General features: G+C 64.2%; 21 protein-coding genes and 1 tRNA gene. 10 read left to right on the forward strand and 12 right to left on the reverse strand.

Going from position 1 to position 23,660, the window contains the following annotated elements:
- Positions 1–90: 90 nt before the first annotated feature.
- Entirely contained in the window at positions 91–744 is a 654-nt protein-coding gene (locus DEVEQU_RS02460; RefSeq protein WP_126148990.1) for a (d)CMP kinase, read from the reverse strand.
- Between the two features lie 195 nt (positions 745–939).
- Between DEVEQU_RS02460 and DEVEQU_RS02465 the strand changes: the two genes are divergently transcribed.
- The 3 genes from DEVEQU_RS02465 (at position 940) to DEVEQU_RS02475 (ending at position 3,473) form a co-directional block, all read left to right on the forward strand.
- On the forward strand, positions 940–1,341 hold the full coding sequence (locus tag DEVEQU_RS02465) for a TIGR02300 family protein (RefSeq protein WP_126148991.1): 402 nt from the start codon (positions 940–942) through the stop codon (positions 1,339–1,341).
- A gap of 196 nt (positions 1,342–1,537) precedes the next feature.
- A tRNA-Ala gene (locus DEVEQU_RS02470) sits at positions 1,538–1,613 on the forward strand.
- 171 nt (positions 1,614–1,784) lie between these two features.
- Positions 1,785–3,473: an alpha/beta hydrolase gene (locus tag DEVEQU_RS02475; protein ID WP_126148992.1), complete on the forward strand. Its 1,689-nt coding sequence runs from the start codon at positions 1,785–1,787 to the stop codon at positions 3,471–3,473.
- A gap of 5 nt (positions 3,474–3,478) precedes the next feature.
- On the opposite strand, the gene DEVEQU_RS02480 is transcribed toward DEVEQU_RS02475, so the two are convergent.
- From DEVEQU_RS02480 to irrA, 5 genes are all read right to left on the reverse strand, one after another.
- A complete protein-coding gene (locus tag DEVEQU_RS02480; protein ID WP_126148993.1) occupies positions 3,479–4,375 on the reverse strand; it encodes a ribokinase in 897 nt (298 codons plus the stop codon).
- Positions 4,372–4,911, reverse strand: coding sequence for a DUF1697 domain-containing protein (locus DEVEQU_RS02485; RefSeq protein WP_126148994.1), 540 nt, complete (start codon positions 4,909–4,911; stop codon positions 4,372–4,374). Before DEVEQU_RS02485 ends, DEVEQU_RS02480 begins: the two co-directional genes overlap by 4 nt.
- Complete coding sequence (locus tag DEVEQU_RS02490; RefSeq protein WP_126148995.1) at positions 4,911–5,507, reverse strand: YdeI/OmpD-associated family protein; 597 nt, start codon at positions 5,505–5,507, stop codon at positions 4,911–4,913. The genes DEVEQU_RS02485 and DEVEQU_RS02490 overlap by 1 nt, the downstream gene beginning before the upstream one ends.
- Positions 5,508–5,510: 3 nt before the next feature.
- A complete protein-coding gene (locus DEVEQU_RS02495; protein WP_126148996.1) occupies positions 5,511–6,353 on the reverse strand; it encodes an arylamine N-acetyltransferase family protein in 843 nt (280 codons plus the stop codon).
- A 110-nt stretch (positions 6,354–6,463) separates the two neighbouring features.
- Complete coding sequence (irrA, locus tag DEVEQU_RS02500) at positions 6,464–6,910, reverse strand: iron response transcriptional regulator IrrA (RefSeq protein WP_126148997.1); 447 nt, start codon at positions 6,908–6,910, stop codon at positions 6,464–6,466.
- Positions 6,911–7,085: 175 nt separating this feature from the next.
- Between irrA and fabA the strand changes: the two genes are divergently transcribed.
- On the forward strand, positions 7,086–7,586 hold the full coding sequence (fabA, locus tag DEVEQU_RS02505) for a 3-hydroxyacyl-[acyl-carrier-protein] dehydratase FabA (protein WP_126149022.1): 501 nt from the start codon (positions 7,086–7,088) through the stop codon (positions 7,584–7,586).
- Positions 7,587–7,693: 107 nt separating this feature from the next.
- Positions 7,694–8,920, forward strand: coding sequence for a beta-ketoacyl-ACP synthase I (fabB, locus tag DEVEQU_RS02510; protein ID WP_126148998.1), 1,227 nt, complete (start codon positions 7,694–7,696; stop codon positions 8,918–8,920).
- 6 nt (positions 8,921–8,926) lie between these two features.
- Here the strand turns inward: fabB and DEVEQU_RS02515 are convergent, their stop codons facing one another.
- The 6 genes from DEVEQU_RS02515 to ubiE all read right to left on the reverse strand — a co-directional run bounded on the left by DEVEQU_RS02515 (position 8,927) and on the right by ubiE (position 13,825).
- Entirely contained in the window at positions 8,927–9,658 is a 732-nt protein-coding gene (locus DEVEQU_RS02515; RefSeq protein WP_126148999.1) for a HesA/MoeB/ThiF family protein, read from the reverse strand.
- Entirely contained in the window at positions 9,648–10,388 is a 741-nt protein-coding gene (locus tag DEVEQU_RS02520) for a DUF2259 domain-containing protein (protein WP_164550207.1), read from the reverse strand. The genes DEVEQU_RS02515 and DEVEQU_RS02520 overlap by 11 nt, the downstream gene beginning before the upstream one ends.
- Positions 10,360–10,821 (reverse strand): dUTP diphosphatase, encoded by a 462-nt coding sequence (gene dut / locus DEVEQU_RS02525; RefSeq protein WP_126149001.1) that lies wholly within the window; start codon positions 10,819–10,821, stop codon positions 10,360–10,362. Before dut ends, DEVEQU_RS02520 begins: the two co-directional genes overlap by 29 nt.
- The gene (locus DEVEQU_RS02530; protein WP_126149002.1) at positions 10,818–11,417 is read right to left on the reverse strand and encodes a hypothetical protein; all 600 of its coding nucleotides are present in this window, start codon (positions 11,415–11,417) and stop codon (positions 10,818–10,820) included. The genes dut and DEVEQU_RS02530 overlap by 4 nt, the downstream gene beginning before the upstream one ends.
- 86 nt (positions 11,418–11,503) lie before the next feature.
- Complete coding sequence (gene ubiB / locus DEVEQU_RS02535) at positions 11,504–13,057, reverse strand: 2-polyprenylphenol 6-hydroxylase (protein WP_126149003.1); 1,554 nt, start codon at positions 13,055–13,057, stop codon at positions 11,504–11,506.
- Between the two features lie 3 nt (positions 13,058–13,060).
- The gene (ubiE, locus tag DEVEQU_RS02540) at positions 13,061–13,825 is read right to left on the reverse strand and encodes a bifunctional demethylmenaquinone methyltransferase/2-methoxy-6-polyprenyl-1,4-benzoquinol methylase UbiE (protein ID WP_126149004.1); all 765 of its coding nucleotides are present in this window, start codon (positions 13,823–13,825) and stop codon (positions 13,061–13,063) included.
- A 115-nt stretch (positions 13,826–13,940) separates the two neighbouring features.
- On the opposite strand from ubiE, the gene mutM reads away from it, so the two are divergent.
- From mutM to DEVEQU_RS02565, 5 genes are all read left to right on the forward strand, one after another.
- Complete coding sequence (gene mutM, locus DEVEQU_RS02545) at positions 13,941–14,825, forward strand: bifunctional DNA-formamidopyrimidine glycosylase/DNA-(apurinic or apyrimidinic site) lyase (RefSeq protein WP_126149005.1); 885 nt, start codon at positions 13,941–13,943, stop codon at positions 14,823–14,825.
- 289 nt (positions 14,826–15,114) lie between these two features.
- Positions 15,115–15,378, forward strand: coding sequence for a 30S ribosomal protein S20 (gene rpsT / locus DEVEQU_RS02550; protein ID WP_126149006.1), 264 nt, complete (start codon positions 15,115–15,117; stop codon positions 15,376–15,378).
- 899 nt (positions 15,379–16,277) lie between these two features.
- Positions 16,278–17,747 carry a chromosomal replication initiator protein DnaA gene (gene dnaA, locus DEVEQU_RS02555; protein WP_126149007.1) on the forward strand — a complete coding sequence of 490 codons (1,470 nt, stop codon included), beginning with the start codon at positions 16,278–16,280 and terminating at the stop codon, positions 17,745–17,747.
- Between the two features lie 273 nt (positions 17,748–18,020).
- Positions 18,021–20,762: a DNA mismatch repair protein MutS gene (mutS, locus tag DEVEQU_RS02560; RefSeq protein ID WP_329601437.1), complete on the forward strand. Its 2,742-nt coding sequence runs from the start codon at positions 18,021–18,023 to the stop codon at positions 20,760–20,762.
- Positions 20,743–23,538, forward strand: coding sequence for a [protein-PII] uridylyltransferase (locus DEVEQU_RS02565; protein WP_126149008.1), 2,796 nt, complete (start codon positions 20,743–20,745; stop codon positions 23,536–23,538). Before mutS ends, DEVEQU_RS02565 begins: the two co-directional genes overlap by 20 nt.
- Positions 23,539–23,660 lie beyond the last annotated feature (122 nt).

Here is a 23,660-nt window from a genome sequence, read left to right on the forward strand (position 1 = left end):
GCACCGGTTCACGAACAGGACGATCTGTGTGTTCTGATATCCGGGCCATCGGTTTGGCTGAGCGGCGTGGCACTGGCCCCAAGGAGGAAATTAGGAGGGGCTTTGCCCCCCTGCCTTGAGCGCCATGGTGCGATCGACGATCTCGATGGCAGCGCGGAGTGCGGCCTCTATACCCATAAGCGTGGTGTCGAGCAAGTGCGCGTCATCAGCTTTGTAAAAGCCGCCATGGGGATTGAGCATGTCGCGGGCATCCCGCTCTTCGATCTGGTGATAGAGCGCATAGCGATCCACCACCACGCCGCGCTTCTCCAATTGGCGCGCCCGGCGCTCCATGCGCGCCTTGCTGTCGGCCTGGATGAACAGTTTTACATCGGCATCGGGGCAGATCTTGGTGCCGATATCGCGCCCATCGAGCACTGCGCCGCCCTTCTGGGTGGCAAAGGCCCGCTGAAAATCGAACAGCGCCGCCCGAACCCCGGCAAAGACGGCGACCTTGGAGGCCAGCACCCCGGCTTCGGCCGAGGTCAGGGCCTCGCGGTCCACGAGGTGCGATGTATCAAGCGCCTTGGCGGCCGCGATGGCGGCCTGTTCGAACTCCGGACGATCGGCCGTGTCGGCCACGGCCAGTCCCACCGCACGATAGAGCAGGCCGGTATCGAGATGGGGCAGGCCATAGTGCCCGGCCAGCCCGCTGGCCAGGGTTCCCTTGCCCGATGCGGCCGGTCCGTCTACCGCAATGATCATTGCACCTGTTCTCCGCAGTCACTATTCGACGCCCAAGGCGATAGCTGCAGCAGCAGGGCGGGGCAAGGCCCAGGCGCATCGGCACGCATTTTGCGTTTGACAGGGCCCGGCTTTACTCCTAACCGGACTGACCGAAATAGGCGCACGCGGCACTTATGCGCGCCTCACCTTCTTACATTCCACGAGGCATGAGAAATGGCCAATAGCGAGCGCGGGACCAAGCGGACCGATCCCGATACCGGCAAGAAGTTCTATGACCTGAACATGGACCCGATCGTCTCGCCCTATACGGGCAAGAGCTATCCGCGGTCCTTCTTCGAACAGCTGACCGGCAAGGCCAGCCCCGTCACCGCCCGCAAGGTGGATGATGAGGACGAGCTGGAAGAAGAAGACGAGGTCGAGGAAACCGCAGGCCCCGAAATCGTCAGCCTCGAAGAGGCCGACGCTGAAGAAGGCGGCGAGGAAGACATCCCCGAAGTCGAGGACGTCGAGGTCGACGAAGACCTGGGCGACGACGAGGAAGACGTGTTCCTCGAAGACGAAGACGATGAAGACGACGATATCGGCTTCGACGTCGGCGACGACGAAGACCGCTGATTTCATTGCGCTTTTTCCGCCGGACGTGGAAAATGTCCGGCGGAGGAAAAAAGTGTCATTTAGGCACTTGCATCAGGCGAAATCATCCAATAGGTTCCGCCTCGCTTCGGACGGGAATGACCCGGACGAACCCAAACAAACTACCGCAAGGTGTTGTGCGCACGGTTGATTTCAACCCCGCCGGCCTTGTCCGGATGGGGCCATAGCTCAGCTGGGAGAGCGCTTGCATGGCATGCAAGAGGTCAGCGGTTCGATCCCGCTTGGCTCCACCAAATCTTTCCTCCTTCGATACTCTCTTGCGGCGAAACTCCGCAGCCTTTGGGCGTGACGCGCCGGACTTTCGGTTGTCCCCTTGGCACCGCTGGCTATAGTGGCCGGGTTCTTCCTCAGCGAGAGGCATTCCTCTCCCCGTGTTGCCGCGTCCAGTTCCCCTGCCGATCGTCATGCGCCGCTGGCTTGGCCGGCGGCTCGATAGTATTTCGACCGGTGGCTGGCTGGTGGGGCTGCTGTTTTTCGCGCTGTCGCTGACCCCCTCGCTGATTCCCCGCCATTTTGCCGTGCAGGGCGTGCTCTGCGGCTGCACCTTTGCGGCCGGCTATGGCATCGGCGTGTTTCTCGAATGGCTGTGGAATTTTCTTGAACTGCGCTGGCCCAATCGGCGGGTAGCGCGCTGGGTCGGGCGTGCCTGTGCCTGTGGCTGCCTGATTCTGGCGCTGGCCTTTCTGTGGTTTTCCCCGGGCTGGCAGAATTCCATTCGCGCCGGCATGGGGATAGCGCCGGTCGAAGCGCGCCAGCCCTGGTTCGTGGCGGCCATCGCCGTGGTCCCGGCGGCGTTGCTGATCGGGCTGGGCACCATCATCGTCAGCGGCGTCCGCTCCATCAGCGCCTGGTTTGCGCGCGCCATTCCCCCGCGTGTGGCGCTGTTGGGCGCCATGATCCTGGTTGGCATTGTGACCGCCAGCATCGGCAATGGAGTCGTCGCGCGCGGCCTGCTTTACGCCGCCGACCGATTCTACGGCAATTTCGATCGCCTGGTCGGCATTTCCGACCCGCCCCCATCAGAGTCCTGGAAATCGGGCAGTGCCGTCTCGCTGGTCGATTGGCAGACGATCGGCATCGATGCGCGGGTCTATGTCGAAGCCGGGCCCAGCAGCGACGAGATCGCGGACCTGACCGGCGCCCCGGCGGAGACACCATTGCGCGTCTATGTCGGATTGCGCTCCGCAGAAACGCCCGAAGAACGCGCCGCCCTGGCGCTGGCGGAAATGGACCGGGTCGGGGCCTTTGATCGCTCGATCCTGGTGCTGATCATGCCGGTCGGGACTGGCTGGGTGGAGCCGGCCGCCATCGACACGCTGGAAATGCTGCATCATGGCGATGTGGCGAGCGTCGCCGTGCAATATTCCTACCTCACCAGCTGGCTGTCGCTGGTGTCCGAGCCCGATGTCGGGGTGGAGACCGGGCGGGCGCTGTTCAACGCCGTCTACAAGCGCTGGCACGCCATGCCGGCAGCGACGCGTCCCAAACTCTATCTTCATGGGCTGAGTCTGGGCGCCTATAGCTCGGCGGCCTCGACGGCGCTTTACGACATTTTGGATGATCCTTTCGACGGCGCTTTGTGGGTGGGGCCGCCCTTCGCCTCGCAGACCTGGCAGTCGGCGACGCGCAGCCGCAACCAGAACACGCCGGTCTGGCGGCCGCATCTGGGCGACGGCTCGACCCTGCGCTTTGCCAATCGCGGCGCAGACCTCGATACCGGCGAAAGCTGGGGCCGGATGCGCATCGTCTTTTTGCAATATCCGTCCGACCCGATCGTCTTCTTCGAACCGGCCATGCTCTATCGTGAGCCGGAATGGCTGAGCGGGGTGCGCGCACCCTCGGTGTCACCGCTGCTCAACTGGTATCCCGTGGTTACCTTCCTGCAGGTGGCGCTCGACATGGCTTTGGCCCAGACGGCGCCGATCGGCTTTGGCCATGTCTATGCGCCGCAGGACTATTTCGATGGCTGGGTGGCCGTCACCGCGCCTCAGGGATGGACGGAGGAAAGCCTTGCCACCCTGCGGGCAAAAATCACCCGCCATGGCGATCGGCACGTCATCGAAGGCGGCTGGTTCCGCGAGAACCAGCCGTAAGAATCTCAGGCGCCAGCGATGGCGTCGACATCGGCCTTCATCGGAATGGCCGGCTGCGCGCCGGATTTGAGACAGGCGAGGCTCCCCGCCACGGCGGCACGGCGCAGCGCAGTTTCGAGGTCGTGCCCGGCTTCGAGCGCTGCCCCCAGATAGCCGCAAAAGGTGTCGCCGGCGCCAACCGTGTCGACCGGCGTCACCTTGTAGGCAGGCACGGCAATGGCCCCATCGGGCGTGCGGGCACGTGCGCCTTCAGGGCCCAGGGTCACCACGATGGTGGTGCCGGTGCGCTCCACCCACTCGCTCATCGCCGCATCGAGTTCTTCGATAGGGCGGCCCGAGAGCAAGGCAAACTCGGTTTCATTGGCGACGACGATATCAGCGAGCGCTGCCAGCTCCGGCGTGTCATCCAGGAACGGCGCAGTGTTGAAAAGGCTGGTCGCGCCTTTCTGGCGGGCGATTTCGAGCGCCCGGCGGGAGGCGGCTTGCGGCACTTCCTGCTGTACCAGCACCACGTCGCCGGCCTTGAGATCGCTCAGGCCGCGCTCGGCATCCGCGGCGCTGACCGTGCCATTGGCGCCCGGCAGGATGGCAATGACGTTTTCGCCTTCGGCATCGACGAAAATCATGGCAATGCCGGTGGCCGTATCGGCCTTGCGCAGATGGCTGAGATCGACACCGCCCTTTTCCAACAGGTCGAGTGCCAGCGGCGCGAAGGCATCCTCGCCCACTGCCGAGACATGGCGCACGTCGGCGCCGGCGCGGCGCGCGGCCAAAGCCTGGTTAGCGCCCTTTCCTCCGGCCGCCATGGAGAAAGTGCCGCCGGCAACGGTCTCGCCCGGCTTGGGCAGGCGCGGAACGGTGCCGATCTGATCGAGATTGGTGGAGCCGAATACGGTGATCATTTCAGCATCTTTTCCATGGTGTTCCAGTTGCGCATCGTGTCGAGCGCATTCTTGTCGAGCCGGTCATAGAGCGGCTTGAGGACGCCCTCAACCCCCTCGGTATAGCGCCCGTCGGGCTGACGGTAACCGGCGATATAGATCTCGCGCGCATCCATGCGCAGGATCTCGGTATGGCCCGGGCGGTCGGGCAGGGACAGCCCCTGCGGCAAGGGTCTGTCGAACATCAAAACATGCCGGGTGACATCGGCCGCGGAATCGAGCCGACCAAAGGGATGGCCAGCGAGCATGGCCTGCAGCTCTGCCTCCGAACGGAGGACAACGCCCACTGCAAAGCCGAACTGCTTCTCGATCAGGCTTTCGAGCTGGCTCCTGATAGCATCGGCGTCGCCTTCGGCCTCAAATCCCACATTGCCGCTGGCCAGCACCGTCTTGACGCTGCCAAGGCCCGCGCCCTCGAGGCAGGCCTTGAGCTCGTCCATCTTCATCTGCCGCTTGCCCAGATTGATGCCGCGCAGGAAGGCGAACCACAGCGCCATCAGCCCTTGTCCTTTTGCGGATAGATGGTTTCGCCCCGCGCCAGCATCTCGACGAAGCCGGCAATCTTCTTCTTGCGCCCCGCCTCGGTCTTGAGGCTGTTGGTGCGGAAAATCAGCGCGAAACGGTTTTGCGCCGACAGGCCCTCATAGGTCTTCTGCGCCATGGGATTTTCGGCGATGGCCGCGAGCAGGTCGGGCGGGGCGTCCTGGGTGGTCTTGTAGGCCGCATCCCAGCGGCCATCGGCCTTGGCCGTCTCGACATGGACCAGGCCATGTTCGGTCATCAGCCCCTGTTCGCCCAGCCGCGCGACATTGTCGCGATTGACCTGGCTCCACACCGATTTCGGCCGACGCGGACAATAGCGCTGCACATAGGACACCTCGTCCCAGCTCTTCTTGATGGCGTCGATCCAGCCCCAGCAGAGCACGGCGTCGATCGCCTCGACCGGGGTGATGGTCGCTCGCCCGGCGCTCTTCTTGAAAATGCGGATCCAGACCTCGTCGGCGCTGTCATGGTTGGCGGCCAGCCAGGCATAAAAGGCATCGAAATCGACGAATTCATGCAGCTTGTCTGTCGCGACGATGACGGGCGCCATGGATCAGGCCGGCAGCTCGTCGGGGAGGTCCGGCGGCAGCGGAAAAAGCCGCGCCAGAGCCGGCTCGAGGCGCTCATCGGCCGGCAGGACCAGCCCGAACGCCTCGGTCAAAACCGAGCGCAGGCTCTCCATGCTGGTGATCTCGCGCTGTTCCTTTTCCCCCTCGACCGGCTGGATGGTGAAGCTGGTATTGAGCAGCTTGACCCTGCGGCCGGACGGCGACAGCGCCACCCTGAGCCCGTTGACCATGGGCGAAGTCTCGGATGTCGCCATGGTCTGGTTGAGCGCTGAAATGGCAGCGTCATCGACGGCATCGAGCGTAAAGGCATAGACCGGAAGCCAATTCTCGCCGATCCGCACCTCGAGCGTCCATTCGGGCGCGCCACCCACCAGGCGGAAGGTTTCGTGCGGAGTGGTCTGCTCGACATCGGCGCGCAGCCGCAGCGGAGTGGTCAGCGTCAGCCCGCCATGGCCGACATCAGCCAGGTAATTCTGCCCATTGATTTCGACCAGGAGCACCAGATGGCTCAATTCCTGGTTATCGGGATTGGTCCACAGACCACGTGCCAAGAGCGGGCGCACGGTATAGTCGAGATCGCGCAGAATGCGCATGAACAATAGGTTATGCTCGAAACAATAGCCGCCGCGCTTGTCCGCCAAAAGCTTGCGCTCGAGGCTCGGCTGGTCGAGCAGCACCGGCTCGCCGATCAGCGGATTGATGTTTTCGAAGGGGATGACGGCGGGATGCAGCGCGTGCAGCAATTCCAACGTCGCCAGAGTGGGGGCAATGGAACCGGCAAAGCCGATTCGCTCGAAATAGGCGTTCAGATTGACCTTTTCGGACATCCACCACCTTTTTTGCTGTTTGAACCGGCGGCCACTATGGCCAAGCCCGGCACCTTTGTCACCACGCCCGCAAGCTCAGAAACCGGTCGGGGACGCTTGACAGCGCCGGCTCAGACCGGCGCCTTGCGCACCCGGATCACCACGTCGACATGGGCAACTTCCATGCCGGCCGGGGCTTTGGGCAGGGATTTGAACTCCACCGCATCGGCGGGAATATCGATCATCCGCTGTTCGTCTTCCACGTAGAAATGGTGGTGATCGGACGTATCGGTGTCGAAATAGGACCGCGAGGCGTCGATGGCGACTTCGCGCAACAGCCCAGCTTCGTGGAACTGGTGCAGCGTATTGTAGATGGTGGCCAGGGACACATTGACATTGGCCGTACCGGCTTCGCCGTGCAGCTGCTCGGCGCTGACATGGCGATGCGGCCCGCCGAACAAGAGTTCGGCCAGCGCCACGCGCTGACGGGTCGGGCGTAGGCCGGCCATGCGCAAGACGGCCGTCAGGCAGGGTTTGCGGGACGGATGGGGCCGGGCAGCGGCAAGGCGTTCAGTCATTGGGCCTGAGATACTCGTCATAAAGGTCCAGATTTCCAGCCTTTGTTATAGGGGCGATGGGCCCATGAAACAAGTCGGCACCGCCCTCCGGGCCCCGGCTCAGCCTTTCGCCCGGCTTGACCCTCCCCATAGGGGTCTATACGAGACGAGGCTTGAGGTGAAACGGGGTTTGTCCATGGCCGAGCGGCAGAACGCATTTGGATATGAAGAGCTGTTGGCGCATGGCCGCGGCGAGTTGCCGGGCCAGGGCGATGCCCGCCTGCCAGCCCCCCCGATGCTGATGTTCGACCGCATCACCGATATCCAGGAAACCGGCGGTGCCTTCGACAAGGGCTATGTGCGTGCCGAACTCGACGTCAATCCGGACCTGTGGTTCTTCAAATGCCACTTCATCGGCGACCCGGTCATGCCCGGCTGCCTGGGGCTGGACGCCATCTGGCAGATGACCGGCTTCTTCCTCTCCTGGATCGGCCAGCCCGGCAAGGGCCGCGCCTTGGGCGGGGAGATCAAGTTCACCGGCCAGGTGACCGACGACGTCAAGCTCGTGGAATATGGCATCGACCTCAAGCGCGTCATGCGCTCGCGTCTGACCTTGGGTCTGGCCGATGGCTGGGTAAAGGCCGATGGCAAGACTATATATGAGGCCAAGGACCTGCGGGTCGGGCTGTTCACCTAAAGCCCAATGAGGGTGAAGGCGCCCAAGCGCCCGGCCGTAACGGCCACCAGAAGAAAGGTAAGCGTCGGCCCCATGACGCCAAAGCACATCGATCAGGCGAGGACGAAATGAGACGAGTTGTCGTAACCGGCATGGGCATCATTTCATCGATCGGCAATTCGCTGGATGCGGTCACCGAAAGCCTGCGGCTGGCCAAGCCCGGCATCATCGCCGCGCCGGACTATGCCGAGCTGGGCTTCCGCAGCCAGGTCAAGGGCGATCCGCAGCTGGACCCTTTCGAAGTGCTGGATCGCCGCGTGACCCGCTTCATGGGCAAGGGCGCCGCCTGGAATTACCTGGCCATGCAGCAGGCGATTTCAGATGCCGGGCTCGACGAAAGCCTCATTTCCCATCCCATGACCGGCATCGTCATGGGCTCGGGCGGCGCTTCGACCCGCACCATTGTGGAAGCCGCCGACACCACCCGCAAGAATACCAGCCCCAAGCGTATCGGGCCGTTGGCCGTGCCCAAGGCGATGGGCTCGACCGCCTCGGCGACGCTGGCGACCTCGTTCGGCATCAAGGGCATCAACTATTCGATCACCGCTGCCTGTGCCACCTCCAAGCATTGCATCGGCAATGCCTATGAGCAGATCATGCTGGGCAAGCAGAACATCGTCTTTGCCGGTGGTCACGAGGACCTCGACTGGACGCTGTCGGACCTGTTCGACGCCATGGGCGCCATGAGCTCGGATTTCAACGCCACTCCTGAAAAGGCCAGCCGCTGCTACGACGCCAATCGCGACGGCTTCGTCATCGCCGGCGGCGCGGGCGTCCTGGTGCTCGAAGAGCTCGAGCATGCCAAGGCGCGCGGTGCCAAGATCTGGGCCGAGGTTGTGGGCTATGGCGCCACCTCCGACGGCGTCGACATGGTGGCTCCCTCGGGCGAAGGCGCGGAACGCTGCATGCGCATGGCGCTGGCCAATGTGAAGGGCCCGGTCGACTACATCAACCCGCACGCCACCTCGACCCCGGTCGGCGATCTCAAGGAGATCGAGGCCCTGCGCGCCGTCTTCGGCAATGAGGACAAGTGCCCGCCCATTTCGGCCACCAAGTCACTGACCGGCCACAGCCAGGGCGCCACCGGCGTGCATGAATCGATCTTCTCGATCCTGATGATGAAGCACCGCTTCATCGCCGAGAGCGCCAATATCGAGGTGCTCGATCCGGCCTTCGAGGACATGCCGATCCTCAGGCAGCGCCGCGACGACGTGGATTTGGCCTATGTGCTGTCCAACTCCTTCGGCTTCGGCGGCACAAATGCGGCCCTGGTGTTCAAGCACCCGGACGCGTGAGGCCGATCAGTATGCCAGTTCGGTGAAACTTGCGTCGCGGGCGTCATAGACCAGCAGCCGCCCAAGCAGCGGCCGGCCAATGCCGGTGATGAGCTTGATGGCCTCCATGGCCATCAAGGTGCCGATAATGCCGGTGACTGGCCCCAATATGCCATTGGCTTCGCAGGAGGGCAGGTTGTCATCGCTTGCCGCCTCGGCAAAGAGCGCGGCATGGTCCGGCCCGCCCAGATGGGGCGCGATCACTGTCACCTGACCTGAAAACATCGACACGGCTCCCGAAACCAGCGGTATCCGGCGCGCAGCGGCTTCGGTTGCCACCAGCCGCCGGGTCACGAGATTATCGGTGCCGTCGAGCACGACGTCGTAGTCGACGAGCACAGCTGCGGCGTTGTCTGATGTCAGAGCCGCATCGATGCGCACCAGGTCCACATGCGGATTAAGGGCCGCGACGAAGGTCTCGGCGCTTTCGGTCTTGAGCCGGCCGATGCTGTGCGTGGTGTGGACGATCTGGCGCTGCAGATTGGTCACCGATACCGTGTCGTGATCGACCACCCCCAGCCTGCCGACCCCGGCCCCCGCCAGATAGGCGATGGCGGGGCTGCCCAGGCCCCCGGCACCCACCACCAGCACGCGCGCCGCCTTGAGCTTTTGCTGGCCGGCCCCGCCCATGCCCTTGAGCACGAGATGGCGGGCATAGCGGCGGGTTTCCTCGGGTGAAAGCGTCGGTTCAATGGGCAAGAGGCACCGCCAGGAAGCGCCGGTCCGGCCCTTCGAATCCGTGGGGATAGTACGAAAGAATGGCGACGCCGCTCGAGATGTCCTGGCTCATGAATGGCAGCACGACGGCATAGAGGCGATAGTCGGTGGGGCAGGCGCGCGAGCGGGGCAGGGTGCCGTCGCGATAGATGACCGTGTCGGTCTCGGCGTCGGACAGCACCAGCTCGAAGCCGAGCGGGGCGCTGTCGAACCATTCGCTGCAGGGATTGGCGGCGCCGGTTTCAAAGCTGCGCAATTGCAGGTGATGCTTGTCCATCACCTGGCCAGGCGCATATCCCGGCACGCCGAAGCGCAGCGTCTTGCCATCGATTTCGGGCGTCCCATCGCCGAGCATGGTGGCGACATCGACCGGCACGGAAATGTCGAAATCGCGCAAATGCGCGGCGGCATTCCGACCAGCCTCGGCGCGGGTATCGGCGAGGCCCCGCTCCTCATCGGCCGCCTGGGCCCGAATCGGTGTACCGACCACCCAGCTGTCATTGGTGAGGTCGAGAAGGTAGATGCTCGAATAGGCAAAGCCCGAGCCATCCTGGACGCCGAATTCCTCGAAGGCAAAATAGCGCGCATCCGGAGAAAAGCCGATCAGGTCGATCAGCGCCCGGTCGCCGGCCAGGGCTGGCGCCGTCAGAGCCGCCAGCAGCGCCAGCGCCGCAAGCGCTGTTTCAGGCCTTTCCCGTCGAGCCGAAGCCACCTTCGCCTCTTTGCGTCTCTTCCAGTTCATCGCTCACCTCGAAAACCGGCCGCACCACCGGCGCCACCACCATTTGCGCAATGCGCTCGCCGCGTCTGATGACGAAGGGCTCTTCCCCCAGATTGACGAGGATCACCTTTACCTCGCCGCGATAGTCCGCATCGATGGTGCCGGGGGAATTGAGCACCGTGATGCCATGCTTGGCGGCAAGGCCCGAGCGCGGCCGCACCTGTGCCTCGAACCCCTCCGGCAGCGCCATGGCGAAGCCGCAGGGCACCAGCGCCCGCTTGCCGGGCAAGAGTTCGAGCGGTGCATCCGCCGCCAGGGCGGCGCAGAGATCGGCTCCCGCCGCCAGCGCCGACTGCAGTGCCGGAAGAGGCAGGCCCACGCCATGGGCCTGCCATTGCAGCTTTATGGAGACGCCAATGCTCACGGCGCGCGCACCACCGCGAACAGCTCGTCGGGCAGGTCGACCGTGCCATTGATCAGGTCGAGCATGGGAATGACCTGGCTGGCGCTCTTGCCGTCGGCGGCGCGGGTCATATTGGTATCGGTGACTTCGGCGCCCGAAATCGTCAGGGTGATCGAATGGCCCTCGAAGAAGGCCAGCACCATCTGCTTGGTCTCTTCGTCCATTTCCTCGTCGGCGCCCAATTCCTTCTTCATTGCAACGGTCGGCAGGGCAACGCGCACGAGGCCATTGCCGATATCGGTAAAGCTCATCCCGCCTTCGCCCGAGCCCATATCGAGGCTGGCAAAGGGGCCTTCCTCGACCATGGTGCAGGTGGCGGTGCCATCGGCATTCTCGGTCAGCGTGCCCTCGTCACAGAAGCCGGCCTCGCTGCTCTCGCCGCTCTCTTCGCCCATCTTGACCATGGCGTAGAGGTCGGCGGTCATCACCTGGGTCATGGTGGCGCGGGCCGTGGTGGTGCTGGTCACCGCCACGTCGATATTGACGTCGACGCAGGCGCTGACTCCAAGCGCAATGGCCGCCACAGAGGCGAGCTTACCGAAGAGATTGAGGCTCATGAACTGACTTTCTCGAAACGATTGCGGGCCGGCATCCGCGGCACTCTATGAAGCCGGGCGCCCCTTGGGCAAGCCGGGATTATGGGTCAGGCCTGGCCGGCGAAGCGCAGCGCCATGAATGCGACGGCGGCAAAGGCGACAAAGCCCATGCCCAGCGTGGCAAGGATGGCAAAGCGCATGAGCCTGTCCCGCGGCCGGCGCAAGGCCGCGCGGTGTTCAGCCAGGGCCAGCTCGGCCTGGGCGATCAGATTGGGAATGCGACCCGCTGCCTCGCCGGCGCGGCGCAGATGCTGCCCCAAATCCTCGATGCGACCAAGCGGGCCCTCTTCGCGCCGCAGCCAATCGCCCACCACCGGCTCCGCCACGGTCCAGATATCGAGCTCTGGATCGAGCGTGCGCGCCACCCCTTCCACCAGCACCATGGATTTCTGCAACAGCACCAGTTCGGGCCGCGTCTGCATGTCGAAAAGGTCGGTAATGGTGAAGAGCTGGCCCAGCACCTTGGCCATGGAGATATTGTCGGCGGTGCGGCCATGCAGCGGTTCGCCGATGGAGCGGATGGCCAGCGCAAAATCTTCGACCGACTGATGGGCGGGCACATAGCCGATATCGAAATGGCGCTGCGCCACCAGGCGATAGTCGCGGGTGATGAAGCCATAAAGAATATCGGCGAGGAAACGCCGTTCCGGCTTGGCGATACGGCCCATAATGCCGAAATCGACGGCCACCACGTGGCCGGTGCGAGGATCGGCGAAGAGATTGCCCGGATGCATGTCGGCATGGAAGAAGCCGTCGCGGATGGCATGGCGCAAAAAGCCCTGCAGCACCTTGGCGGCCAGCGCCTTGCGGTCGATCCCCGCCGCATCGATGGCGGCATGGTCGCGGATGGGAATGCCGTCCACCCAGGTGGTGGTGAGCACGTTCTGCGCCACCTGGTCCCACTGTACCGCCGGGATGACGAAGCCTTCATCATCCTTGATGTTTTCGGCCATTTCCGAGATCGCCGCCGCCTCAAGGCGCAGATCGAGCTCGAGCCGCATGGAATGATCCAGCGTCTTGACCACTTCGGTGGGGCGCAGCCGCCGGCTGGCCGAGGAGAACGTTTCGGCCAGCCGCGCCCCAGCATAAAGCGCCTGGGTATCGGCGTGGAAGCGCTCGGACACGCCGGGGCGCAGAATCTTGACGGCAACCACCTTGGGCGCCTCGCCGGGCTGGCGCAGCTTGGCCTTGTGCACCTGGGCGATGGAGGCGGCGGCGACGGGCGGGCTGATTTCGGTCAGCGCCGCGGCCTTCTCGCCCAGCGCTTCGCTCAGAATGGCTGGCACCAGTGCCGCGTCGAAGGGCGGCATGCGGTCCTGCAGGCCCGAAAGGTCCGCCGCCGCCTGGGCGCCGACAATATCGGGGCGGGTGGCCAGCGTCTGGCCGAACTTGACGAAACTCGGGCCCAGCCGGTGCAGGGCAGTATTGAGCCGCTCGACGCTACCGGTCTTGCGCACGGCGGGCCGTTCGACCAGCCGCGCCATGCGAACGCCCAGCTTCATCATCGGCGGCAGCGAGGCGACGGGAAGGATCGAAAAGGCGCCTTCGCGCGCCAGTACCCAACCAGCATGGATCAGGCGGAAAGTGGAACCCAGACCCATGGGCTAAATCTTCCAACCCGAAAACAGCGTGGCGATATTGCCGGTATAGCTGGTGTGCTTGACCCGCTTTAACCCGGCCTTGGCCAGCATGGAGCCGAACAGCGCCGGATCGGGGAACTTGCGGATGGATTCGATGAAATATTGATAGGGCTGGGCATCGCCCGTCACCACCCGCCCCAGAGGCGGAATGACCCGGTCGGAATAGAGCTTGTAGAAGGCCTCGAGGCCCGGCACGTCCACCTGCGAGAATTCAAGCACCAGGATGCGCCCCCCGCGCTTGAGCACGCGATGCGCCTCGTCCAGCGCCTTCTGGATGCGCGGCACATTGCGGATGCCGAAGGCGATCGTATAGGCGTCGAAGCTATTGCTCTCCAAGGGCAGCTCCTCGGCATTGGCCTCGAGAAAGCTGACCTGGCCGGGATAGCGCCAGCTCCGGGCGCGCTCGGCGCCGACGCGCAGCATGTCGGCATTGATGTCGGCAACAACCACTTCCGCATAGCCCATCGAGGCATTGACGATGCGCTCGCCGATATCGCCGGTGCCACCGGCCATGTCGAGCACCCGATAGGGCCGTGTGCCGGCGCGCGGCGGGGCCAGCTCGGACACCATGGCGTCCTTCCACAGCCGGTGCACGCCCCCGCTCATCAGGTCGTTCATCAGGTCGTAGCGGTCGGCCACGTCGTGGAACACCTTGTTGACCAGGCCCTGCTTGTCTTCGAGAGCGACGGTCTGCTCGCCGAAATGGGTGGTGTCTTGGGACTGGGTCATGGCAAGGACCTCGATGCGGTCTGTATGGAATGGTGTCGATACGGTGTATTGACCAATACATAAGCCCTCGCCCATTGCCTATGCGCAAAGGCGCGCAGGGTGAAGGAGTTTTGTCATGCCAGAATTGCCCGAGGTCGAAACTGTCCGGCGCGGCTTGGAACCCTGGCTGACCGGCGCCACCATTCAAAGCGTCACCCTCAACCGCAAGGATTTGCGCTTTCCCTTTCCGGACGGGCTCAAGACTGCGCTGGAAGGCCAGCGCGTCGAAAAGGTGGGGCGACGCGCCAAATATCTCCTGCTCGGCCTGTCGAATGGCAAGACCCTGCTCAGCCATCTGGGCATGACCGGCTCCTGGCGTTTTGCCGAGCACGGCATCGACAAGCCCCCGCGCTATTACGAGCCCGGCACCGAGCCCAAGCACGACCATATGATCTGGGCTCTGTCCCATCCCAGCCATGGGGCGAGCCACCTGATCTATGCCGATCCCCGCCGCTTCGGCTTCATCGACCTTTACGAGGATGTGAACGACAGTCCCTATCTCAAGGGGCTGGGGCCCGAGCCGCTGGGCAATGACTTCAGCGCCGAAGGCATGGCCGAGGCGTTCCGGGGCAAGAAGGCGCCGATCAAGGCAGCGCTGCTCGACCAGCGCGTGGTCGCCGGGCTGGGCAATATCTATGTGGCCGAGGCGCTGCACCGGGCCCATATCCGTCCCGATATCGAGGCGCGCACCCTGGTGCGGGCCGATGGCAAGCCCAAGGCGGCCCTCGAAGACCTGGCCTTTGCGGTGCGCGAAGTGCTTGTCGCCGCCATCGAGGTGGGCGGCTCGACCATTCGCGACTTCCGCAGCGTCGAGGGCGCCGGCTACTTCCAGCACAATTTCGCCGTCTATGACCGTGAGGGCGATCCCTGCCCCACCCCGCTCTGCACCGGCACCGTCAAGCGCATCGTGCAATCGGGCCGTTCCACCTTTTACTGCCCGGTCTGCCAGAAGGCACCCTGAGCCATCCTCCGCTTCGATCGTCACCCTCGGGCTTGACCCGAGGGCGTTACACTTGCGGCAACGGCGCTGAACAAAGGCCCCTCGGGTCAAGCCCGAGGGTGGCGCGCGATGGGGACGGCGGGTCGGAGCGCTAACCACAAGGCCGATCCCGAATCCAGTTGACGCCTCCCCGCCTATCCCCTATAGACCCCGCAACTTGGCGGCTGTCGTTTGCCGCCGATTTCATTTCATCCCGGACGCCTGTCTCCCAGATGGGGCAATCGTTCGGCTGGACGCTAAGAGGACCGAAATGGCCAATACGCCGTCAGCAAAGAAGGCGACCCGCAAGATCGCTGCCCGCACCGCGATCAACAAGTCGCGCCGTAGCCGCGTGCGCACCTTTATCCGCAAGGTCGAGGAAGCGATCACCTCCGGCGATCACGCCGCTGCTTTCGCTGCGCTCAAGGCTGCCGAGCCGGAGATCCACCGCGCAGCCGGCAAGGGCATTGTCCATACCAACCTTGCTTCCCGCAAGGTCAGCCGTCTCAATAGCCGCGTCAAGGCGCTGGCCTGATCGGCAGGGGTCGCGGCGCCCACAAGAGGCTGACGCGACGACACTAAAATGGGCTCCGAAAGGGGCCCATTTTTATTGCCCGTCTTCGGGCAAGGTTTTTCGCCATCATAACGTCACATGTCGGTTCGATGACGTAGGGTCCGGGCCTGATACATGGCGTCGCGCCAAGATTTTTTCTTTTTTAATCAAAGGATTAACCATTGGTGGGCCAGTTGTGCCCCCGCCATGTGGCGATAGAGAATCTGCGGGATCGAAATATTTTTTTCACCATGCCCGCAGCCGCTAAGTGTTGGAATCTGCGTTGAGTCACAGGCTCTTGTGGAAGGTGGGTTTAAAGGGGGTTGCACCTCAGAATTGGTGGTCCGGGAGTCAAGCCCCTATTTCATCGATTCACGTGTTGCGGGTCCAAAATCCACCCTCTAATGTACTTCTGCCGGCACGGAAAACGGCCCCGAAAAATGGGGTGGAACCGGGCGGTGAGTTTCTTAGGACGCTCATGGTTTGGGGCAAATTTTCGGCATTCAGTCGGATGGAGTTCTGCCAGTTATGATTGTTTTGGCTGCATTTTTTGCTGCCAGTCCAGTCGGGGCTGGCCACGTGCGGTAGACCGCCGACCAGGTCTGGTCGGGTTCATCGAACAGGTCATTTCTGAAAACGGCGGCCAACCGCCGAATGAATAGTCACGCCCGTTTTTTGCGGGCGCAATGGCGAAGCTATGCCTGGGGTCCAGTCCTGGGCGGACAACGATAATAGACAGCCGGCGGTTATGCGGACCGCGCGGCGCGATGCAGACAATGGGGCATGACATAATGACGCGACAGGCGATTGCGGGACGGGACGACTGGGCTTCGGCCGATCCTTCCTCCCTCCAACTCACCAGCAAAGGTGGCACTCCTGTCATGGCAAGTCCCGATAGTTCTCTCGAAGCGCAGCGCGAACTGTGGAAGCGTGTTCGTGCCCGCCTCAAGACCGCTGTCGGCGAGGACGTATTTGCCTCCTGGTTTGCGCGGCTGGAGCTTGAAGAGCTGGTCGATGACATGGTGCATCTGTCCGCCCCCACGCGCTTCCTCTGTTCCTGGGTCCAGTCCAATTATGCCGACCGCATCGTCGAGGCCTTCCGCCACGATGTGCCCGAGGCCGCCCGTCTGCAGGTGACCCTGCGCGTCAACGGCCAGGCCCGCCCGCGCCTTGCCCCCGCCGCGGAAGCGGCGAGCGAGACGTCCGCGCCCACCGAAATCGCTGCCACACCCGCTGCAGCCTCCCCCGCCAGCAGCGCGATGGTTCAGGCCGCGCCGCGCCTCGTGCGGGACAGCGCCAAGGCCGGCGATGCACTCTCGGGCAGCGCCATCGACCCGCGCATGACCTTTGACAGCTTCGTTGCCGGCTCCGCCAATGAAATGGCCTTCGGCGTCGCCAAGCAGATTGCCAGCGCCGCCATCAACAATGCGGTGACCTTCAATCCGGTCTACATGCATTCCACCGTCGGCCTGGGCAAATCGCACCTGCTCAACGCCATCGCCCATGCCGTCGCCGAAGCCGATCCGACCAAGAACATCGTCTATCTGACGGCCGACCACTTCATGTACCATTTCATCACCGCCGTGCAGCGCCAGTCCGCGCTCGGCTTCAAGGAATGGCTCCGTCGCGTCGACCTTTTGCTGATCGACGACATGCAATTCCTCCAGGGCAAGTCCGCCACCGAATTCGGCCATACGCTGGGCACCCTGCTGACCGGCGCCAAGCAGGTGGTGGTTGCCGCCGATGCGCCGCCCCGCGATCTCGAAATGCTCGATGAACGCGTGCGGTCGCGTCTTTCGGGTGGTCTGGTCGTGCCGATCTCGACCTTCGACATCGATCTGCGCCGCGCCATCGTGCAGCGCCGCTCCGAACAGGCCACTGCCCGCTTCGGCATGCATTTCCCGCCGGCTGTGCTCGACTATGTCGCCCGTGCGGTGGTCAGCCATGGCCGCGACCTCGATGGCGCCGTCAATCGGCTGGTGGCCGCCAATCAGCTGACCGGTGAACTCATCACCGTGCCGCTGGCCGAAAAGACCCTTGCCGACCTGATCCGGGCCCGCGACGCCAAGCGCGTGCGCATCGAGGACATCCTCAAGATCGTTTCGCGCCACTACAAGGTGCCGCGCAACGAGCTGCTCTCGGCCCGCCGCAGCCGCGACGTGGTGCGTCCCCGCCAGATCGCCATGTATCTGGCCAAGGCGCTGACCAGCCGCTCCCTGCCCGAAATCGGCCGGCGCTTCGGCGGCCGCGACCACACCACCGTGCTGCACTCGGTGCGCAAGGTCGAACAGATGATCAAGGACGATCTCGAACTCGGCCAGGAAATCGAACTCTTCACGCGCATGCGGTAAAAATCGGCCGCGGCGGCCCTAAAAGCGGCCCGCGGGACCTTTTTGCGCTGACTGCGCCCGGAGAGCTGCGCTCGAAGGGCTGACTGGCAGTGTCAGCTCCCTCCCATCCCCAAGCGCGACACAACTCCTCCCCCCTCCTTCAGGGGGAGGCCGGGTGGGGGTGTCGCCACGCCCGCCCCCGATGCGATAGCCCCAGCACCACCATGGGATAGTTTGGTGCAAAGCCTGGCGCCCCGGTTGGCATAGCCGGGGGAATTGCCTAAGGTCTGGGCTTTGGATGAGCCCCTGACCGACCCGACCATGGACCAGACCCCATTCGAGGCCGAGACTGGCCCGGCTGCTGCCGCCCTCACGCCGATGATGGCGCAATATTTCGAGATCAAGGCGGTCAATCCGGGCTATCTGCTGTTCTACCGCATGGGCGATTTCTACGAGCTGTTCTTCGAGGACGCCGAAATCGCCTCGGCGGCTTTGGGCATCGTGCTGACCAAGCGCGGCAAGCATCTGGGCGAAGATATCGGCATGTGCGGCGTGCCCATCCATGCCGCCAATGACTATCTCAACAAGCTGATCCGGCTGGGCCATCGCGTCGCCATCTGCGAGCAGATGGAAGACCCGGCCGAAGCCAAGAAGCGCGGGTCCAAGTCGGTGGTGCGGCGCGATGTGGTGCGGCTGGTCACCCCCGGCACGCTGACCGAGGACGACCATCTCGACGCCCGCTCGGCCAATTATCTCGCCGCCCTCGCCATGGTGCGCCATGGCGACACCGATTATGCCCTGGCCTGGGCCGATATCTCGACCGGCGAAACCTTTGTCGCGGACCTCGCGGCCGAGGCGCTGGCCGACGAAATGGCCCGCATCGCGCCGGCCGAATTGATCCTCACCGATGCGACCCGGCAGGCCCTAAGCGAGCGGCACCTGTTTGCCCCCGCCTGGGCCGGAATTGCCTCCACCATCGGCGCGGAACTGGCCGATAGCGAGCTGGCGCTGCCGCTGTTGCGGCGCAGTTTTCCGGCCGAGCGTTTCGATCCCACCATTTTGTCGCGTGCTGCTCGCGCCGCCCTTGGGGCCCTGGTGGGATATGTGGGGGAAAGCCAGAAGGGGCGCCACGCGCCGCTGCGACCGCCAGTTCTGGATGCCTCGGACAAGGTGATGGCCATCGACGCGGCCACCCGGCAGAGCCTTGAAATTCTCCAGACCCAGCGCGGCCAGGCCAAGGGCTCGCTGCGCCAGTCCATCGACCTCACCGTCACCGCGCCCGGCGCGCGACTCCTGGCCACGCGGCTCGCCGCGCCGCTGCGCGATGCCGATGCCATCAATAATAGGCTCGATGCAGTGAGCCGGCTGGTCGAGGATACGCTGTTGCGGGCGCGGCTGCGCCAGGACCTCAAAGCTGCCCCCGATCTCTCCCGCGCCCTGTCGCGCCTCGCGCTCGAACGCGGCGGCCCGCGTGACCTCGCCGCCATCGGGAAGGCCATCGGTGCGGCGCTCAATCTCGCCCAGCACCTTGCCGCGCAACCCGATCTCTCGCCCATCCTGTCGCGCCTTGCCACCACGCTGGGCGCCGCTCCGCGCGATCTTTCCGCAGAACTGGCCGCCGCCCTCGATGACGAGCTGCCCTTGTTGAGCCGCGACGGCGGTTTCGTGCGCGGGGGTTTCGACCACAAGCTCGATGAAGAGAGGGCGCTGGGCAGCCAGACACGGGCCGTCGTCGCCGCCCTCCAGGCCCGGCTAATGGACGAAACCGATGTCCGCTCGCTCAAGATCAAGCATAATGGGGTGCTGGGCTATTTCGTCGAGGTGCCGGCCAATCATGGCACCCGCCTGCTCGAGGCACCGCACCGGGAAACCTTCATCCACCGCCAGACCCTTGCCAATGTCATGCGGTTCACCACCACCGAACTGGCCGAGCTCGAAGGCCGCATCGCCAAGGCGCAGGGCGCCGCACTCGAGATCGAGCTCGCCATTTTCGCGCGGCTGCGCGAGGCGGTGCTGGCCGATACCGCGCACTTGCAGGGCCTGGCCGACGCCCTTGCCGAGCTCGACGTCACCGCTGCTCTCGCCGAAGTGTCCGCCCTGCGCGGCTATTGCCGGCCACAGGTCGATGCCAGCCTTGCTTTCGCCATTTCGGGCGGGCGTCATCCGGTGGTGGAATTGATGGTCAAGGCCGAAGGCCAGAGCTTTGTCGCCAATGACGCCGATCTTTCGGGCAGCGAGGAGATCGGCGGCGGCGGGCTGTGGCTGGTCACCGGTCCGAATATGGGTGGTAAATCCACCTTCCTGCGCCAGAACGCGCTGATCGCCATCCTGGCGCAGATGGGCTGCTATGTGCCCGCCGACAGCGCCCATATCGGCGTCGTTGATCGCCTGTTTTCGCGCGTCGGGGCCAGCGACGACATCGCCCATGGCCGCTCCACCTTCATGGTCGAAATGGTCGAGACCGCGGCCATCCTCAATCGCGCCACTCGGCAGTCGCTGGTAGTGCTGGACGAAATCGGCCGCGGCACCGCCACTTTTGACGGCCTCTCCATCGCCTGGGCCACCGTCGAGGCGCTGCATGAAAGCACCGGCTGCCGGGCGCTGTTCGCCACCCATTTCCATGAGCTGACCAGTCTGGCCAAGACGCTGGGCCGGGTCGCCAATGTCACCATGAAGGTGCGCGAATGGGAGGGCGAGGTGGTGTTCCTGCATGAAGTGGGGCCCGGCGCCGCCGACCGCTCCTATGGCATCCAGGTGGCGCGGCTCGCCGGCCTGCCCGATCCGGTGCTGGCCCGGGCCCGACAGGTGCTCGACATTCTCGAACAGCGCTCGGCCGGCACGGCGTCTTCCAAGCAGAAGGCCAGCGTGCTAGACGATTTGCCGCTCTTTGCACATCAGCCAGCCCCGGCTCCAAAGGGCAAGGATCCTGTTCACGAAGCGCTCGATACCGTCCGCCCCGACGAATTGACGCCGCGGCAAGCCATTGAAGCGCTCTACGAGTTGAAGAAAATCCGCGATGACGCTCGCCGAAACTGAGGCCCGGCCCAAAAAGCCGCAGTTCGCGCTCAAGACCGCAGAGACCATCCTGGTCGAGCTCGATGCGCTTGTCGGCGCCGAGCCGGCCAAGTCTCCTGTCGCCCGCGCCGCCGTGCTCGCCCATATTCGCCAGACCCTGGCCGATGCGCGCAAGAGCGCCGAGGCCGAACTCCTGGCCACCAATAAGGGCACGCGCTGCGCGCAGAACCTGTCCAATGCGCAGGACGAGATCATCACCGCGGTGCATCGCTTTGCCACCACCCGCGTCTATCCGGTCGACAATCCCTCCGGCGCCGAAGCCATCGCGCTCTCGGCGGTCGGCGGCTATGGCCGCGGCACGCTGGCGCCGGGCAGCGACATCGACCTCCTCTTCATCCTGCCCTACAAGCAGACCCCCTGGGGTGAGCAGGTCACCGAATATATCCTCTATATGCTCTGGGATCTGGGCCAGAAGGTCGGCCATGCCGTGCGCTCGGTGGACGAATGCATCCGCATGGCCCGCGCCGATATGACGGTCCGCACCGCCACGCTCGAGGCGCGATTTCTCACCGGCGACAAGGCGCTGTTCGACAATCTCGTTCATCGCTTCGAGACCGAAATCGTACCCAGGACCGGGCCCGAATTCATCGCCGCCAAAATGGCCGAGCGCGACGAGCGCCACAAGCAGATGGGCAATACACGCTATGTCGTGGAGCCCAATATCAAGGACGGCAAGGGCGGGCTGCGCGACCTCAACACGCTGTTCTGGATCGGCAAATACTTTTACCAGGTCAAGACCAGCCATGAGCTGGTCGGCAAGGGCGTGCTGACCTCGGCCGAATATAGGCTGTTCTCGCGCGCCGAGGACTTTCTCTGGGCGGTGCGCTGTCACCTGCATTACATTACCGGCCGTGCCGACGAAAAGCTGACCTTCGACGTGCAGCCCGATCTGGCGCGCCGCATGGGCTATGCCGAGCGCCTGGGCATGCTGGGGGTGGAGCGCTTCATGAAGCGCTATTTCCTCGTTGCCAAGGATGTGGGGGACCTGACCCGCATCATCTGCGCCAGCCTCGAATTCCACCACGCCAAGGATATGGATCTGGTGGGCCGCGTGCTCGCGCCCTTCCGCTCCGGCAAATCCAAGATCAAGGGCGAGCCCGATTTCATCGTCGACACCGGCCGGCTCAATATCGCCGCTCCCGATGTTTTCGAAAAAGAGCCGGTCAATCTCATCAAGATGTTCATGGTGGCGGGCCGCGAGGAGCTTTTGTTCCACCCCGACGCCATCAAGGTCATCCGCGACAGCCTGCGCCTCATCGACAATCGCCTGCGCACCGACCCCAAGGCCAATGCGCATTTCCTCACCATCCTGACCAGCCCGCTCTATGTCGAGCGCATCCTTCGGCAGATGAACGAGAGCGGCGTGCTGGGCAAGTTCGTGCCCGATTTCGGCAAGATCGTCGCCCTGATGCAGTTCAACATGTACCACCACTACACGGTGGACGAGCATCTGATCCGCGCCGTCGGCGTCATGGCCGAGATCGCCAATGGCGGGCTGCGCACCGAACTGCCCCTGACCCACGAGCTGCTGCCGCAGCTCAACGATACGCGCCTGCTCTATGTGGCGCTGTTCCTCCACGATATCGCCAAGGGCCGGCCCGAGGACCACTCCATTGCCGGCGCCCGCATCGCCAAGAAACTCTGCCCCCGCTTCGGCCTCAACCCCGCCGAAACCGACACCGTGGCCTGGCTGATCGAATATCACCTGTTGATGAGCGAGATCGCCCAGGCGCGCGATATCCAGGACCCCGAGACGGCCAAGGCCTTTGCCGATGTGGTGCAGTCGCCGCAGCGCCTGGCCCTGCTGATGATCCTCACCGCCTGCGATATCCGCGCCGTGGGCCCCGGCACCTGGACCGGCTGGAAGGGCTCGCTCCTGCGCGCGCTCTACTATGCCACCGAACCGCTGCTATCGGGCGGCCACAGCCAGGTCAGCCATACCGACCGCGTCAACCAGGCCCGGCACGCTTTGGCCAATGCGCTCTCGAGCTGGCCGCCCGAGGAAATCGAAGCCTATTCGACCCGCCATTACGACCATTACTGGCTGCGCGCCGAGCCCGAGCTGCAGATCGAGCACGCCCGCATGATCCGCCAGGCCGACATGGCCCAGCAGCCCTTTGCCGGCTCGATCCGCATCAAGGCCTTCGAGGGCATTACCGAGGTCAGCTTCTATGTCCCCGACCACCCTCGCCTGCTGTCGCTGATTGCCGGCGCCTGCACCATGCAGGACGCCTCCATCATCGGGGCGCAGATTTTTTCCACCCGCGATGGCCGCGCCATCGACACCTTCCGCCTGCGCCGCGCCTTCACCAGCGACGAAGACGAAAAGGTCCGCGCCACCCGCATCATCGACACGGTCAAGCAATTGCTGCAGGGCAAGCGTACCGTGTTGATCGATCTGGGCAAGGAAAGCCGCCACAACAAGCGTCTCAAACCCTTTGCCCTGCCGGCACAGGTCTCGGTCAGCAATGCCATCTCGGAGAAATTCACCGTCATCGAGGTCTCCGGCCTCGACCGCATCGGCCTGCTCTACGCCCTGACCCGCGAGATCGCCGATCTCAACCTCACCATCGGTTCCGCCCATATCGGCACCTATGGCGAAAAGGCCGTCGACGTCTTCTACGTCACCGACCTCACCGGTCAGAAAATTCACGTCAAGGCGCGGCAAAAGAAAATCCATGACGCCTTGATGGGCGTCTTCGAGCGCCCCGAGGTCAAGCGTGTGGCCAATGGGTAGCGGGCATATACACCCCCACCCCACCTCCCCCTGGAAGGGGGAGGGGCTCTGTCCCGGTCTGGTCAGCGATTTGTGCTTTTCACCGTCTCTTCTCCTCCCCCTGAAAGGGGGAGGGCGGGTGG

The organism is Devosia equisanguinis, from assembly GCF_900631955.1.
In the GTDB taxonomy this organism is placed as follows: domain Bacteria; phylum Pseudomonadota; class Alphaproteobacteria; order Rhizobiales; family Devosiaceae; genus Devosia; species Devosia equisanguinis.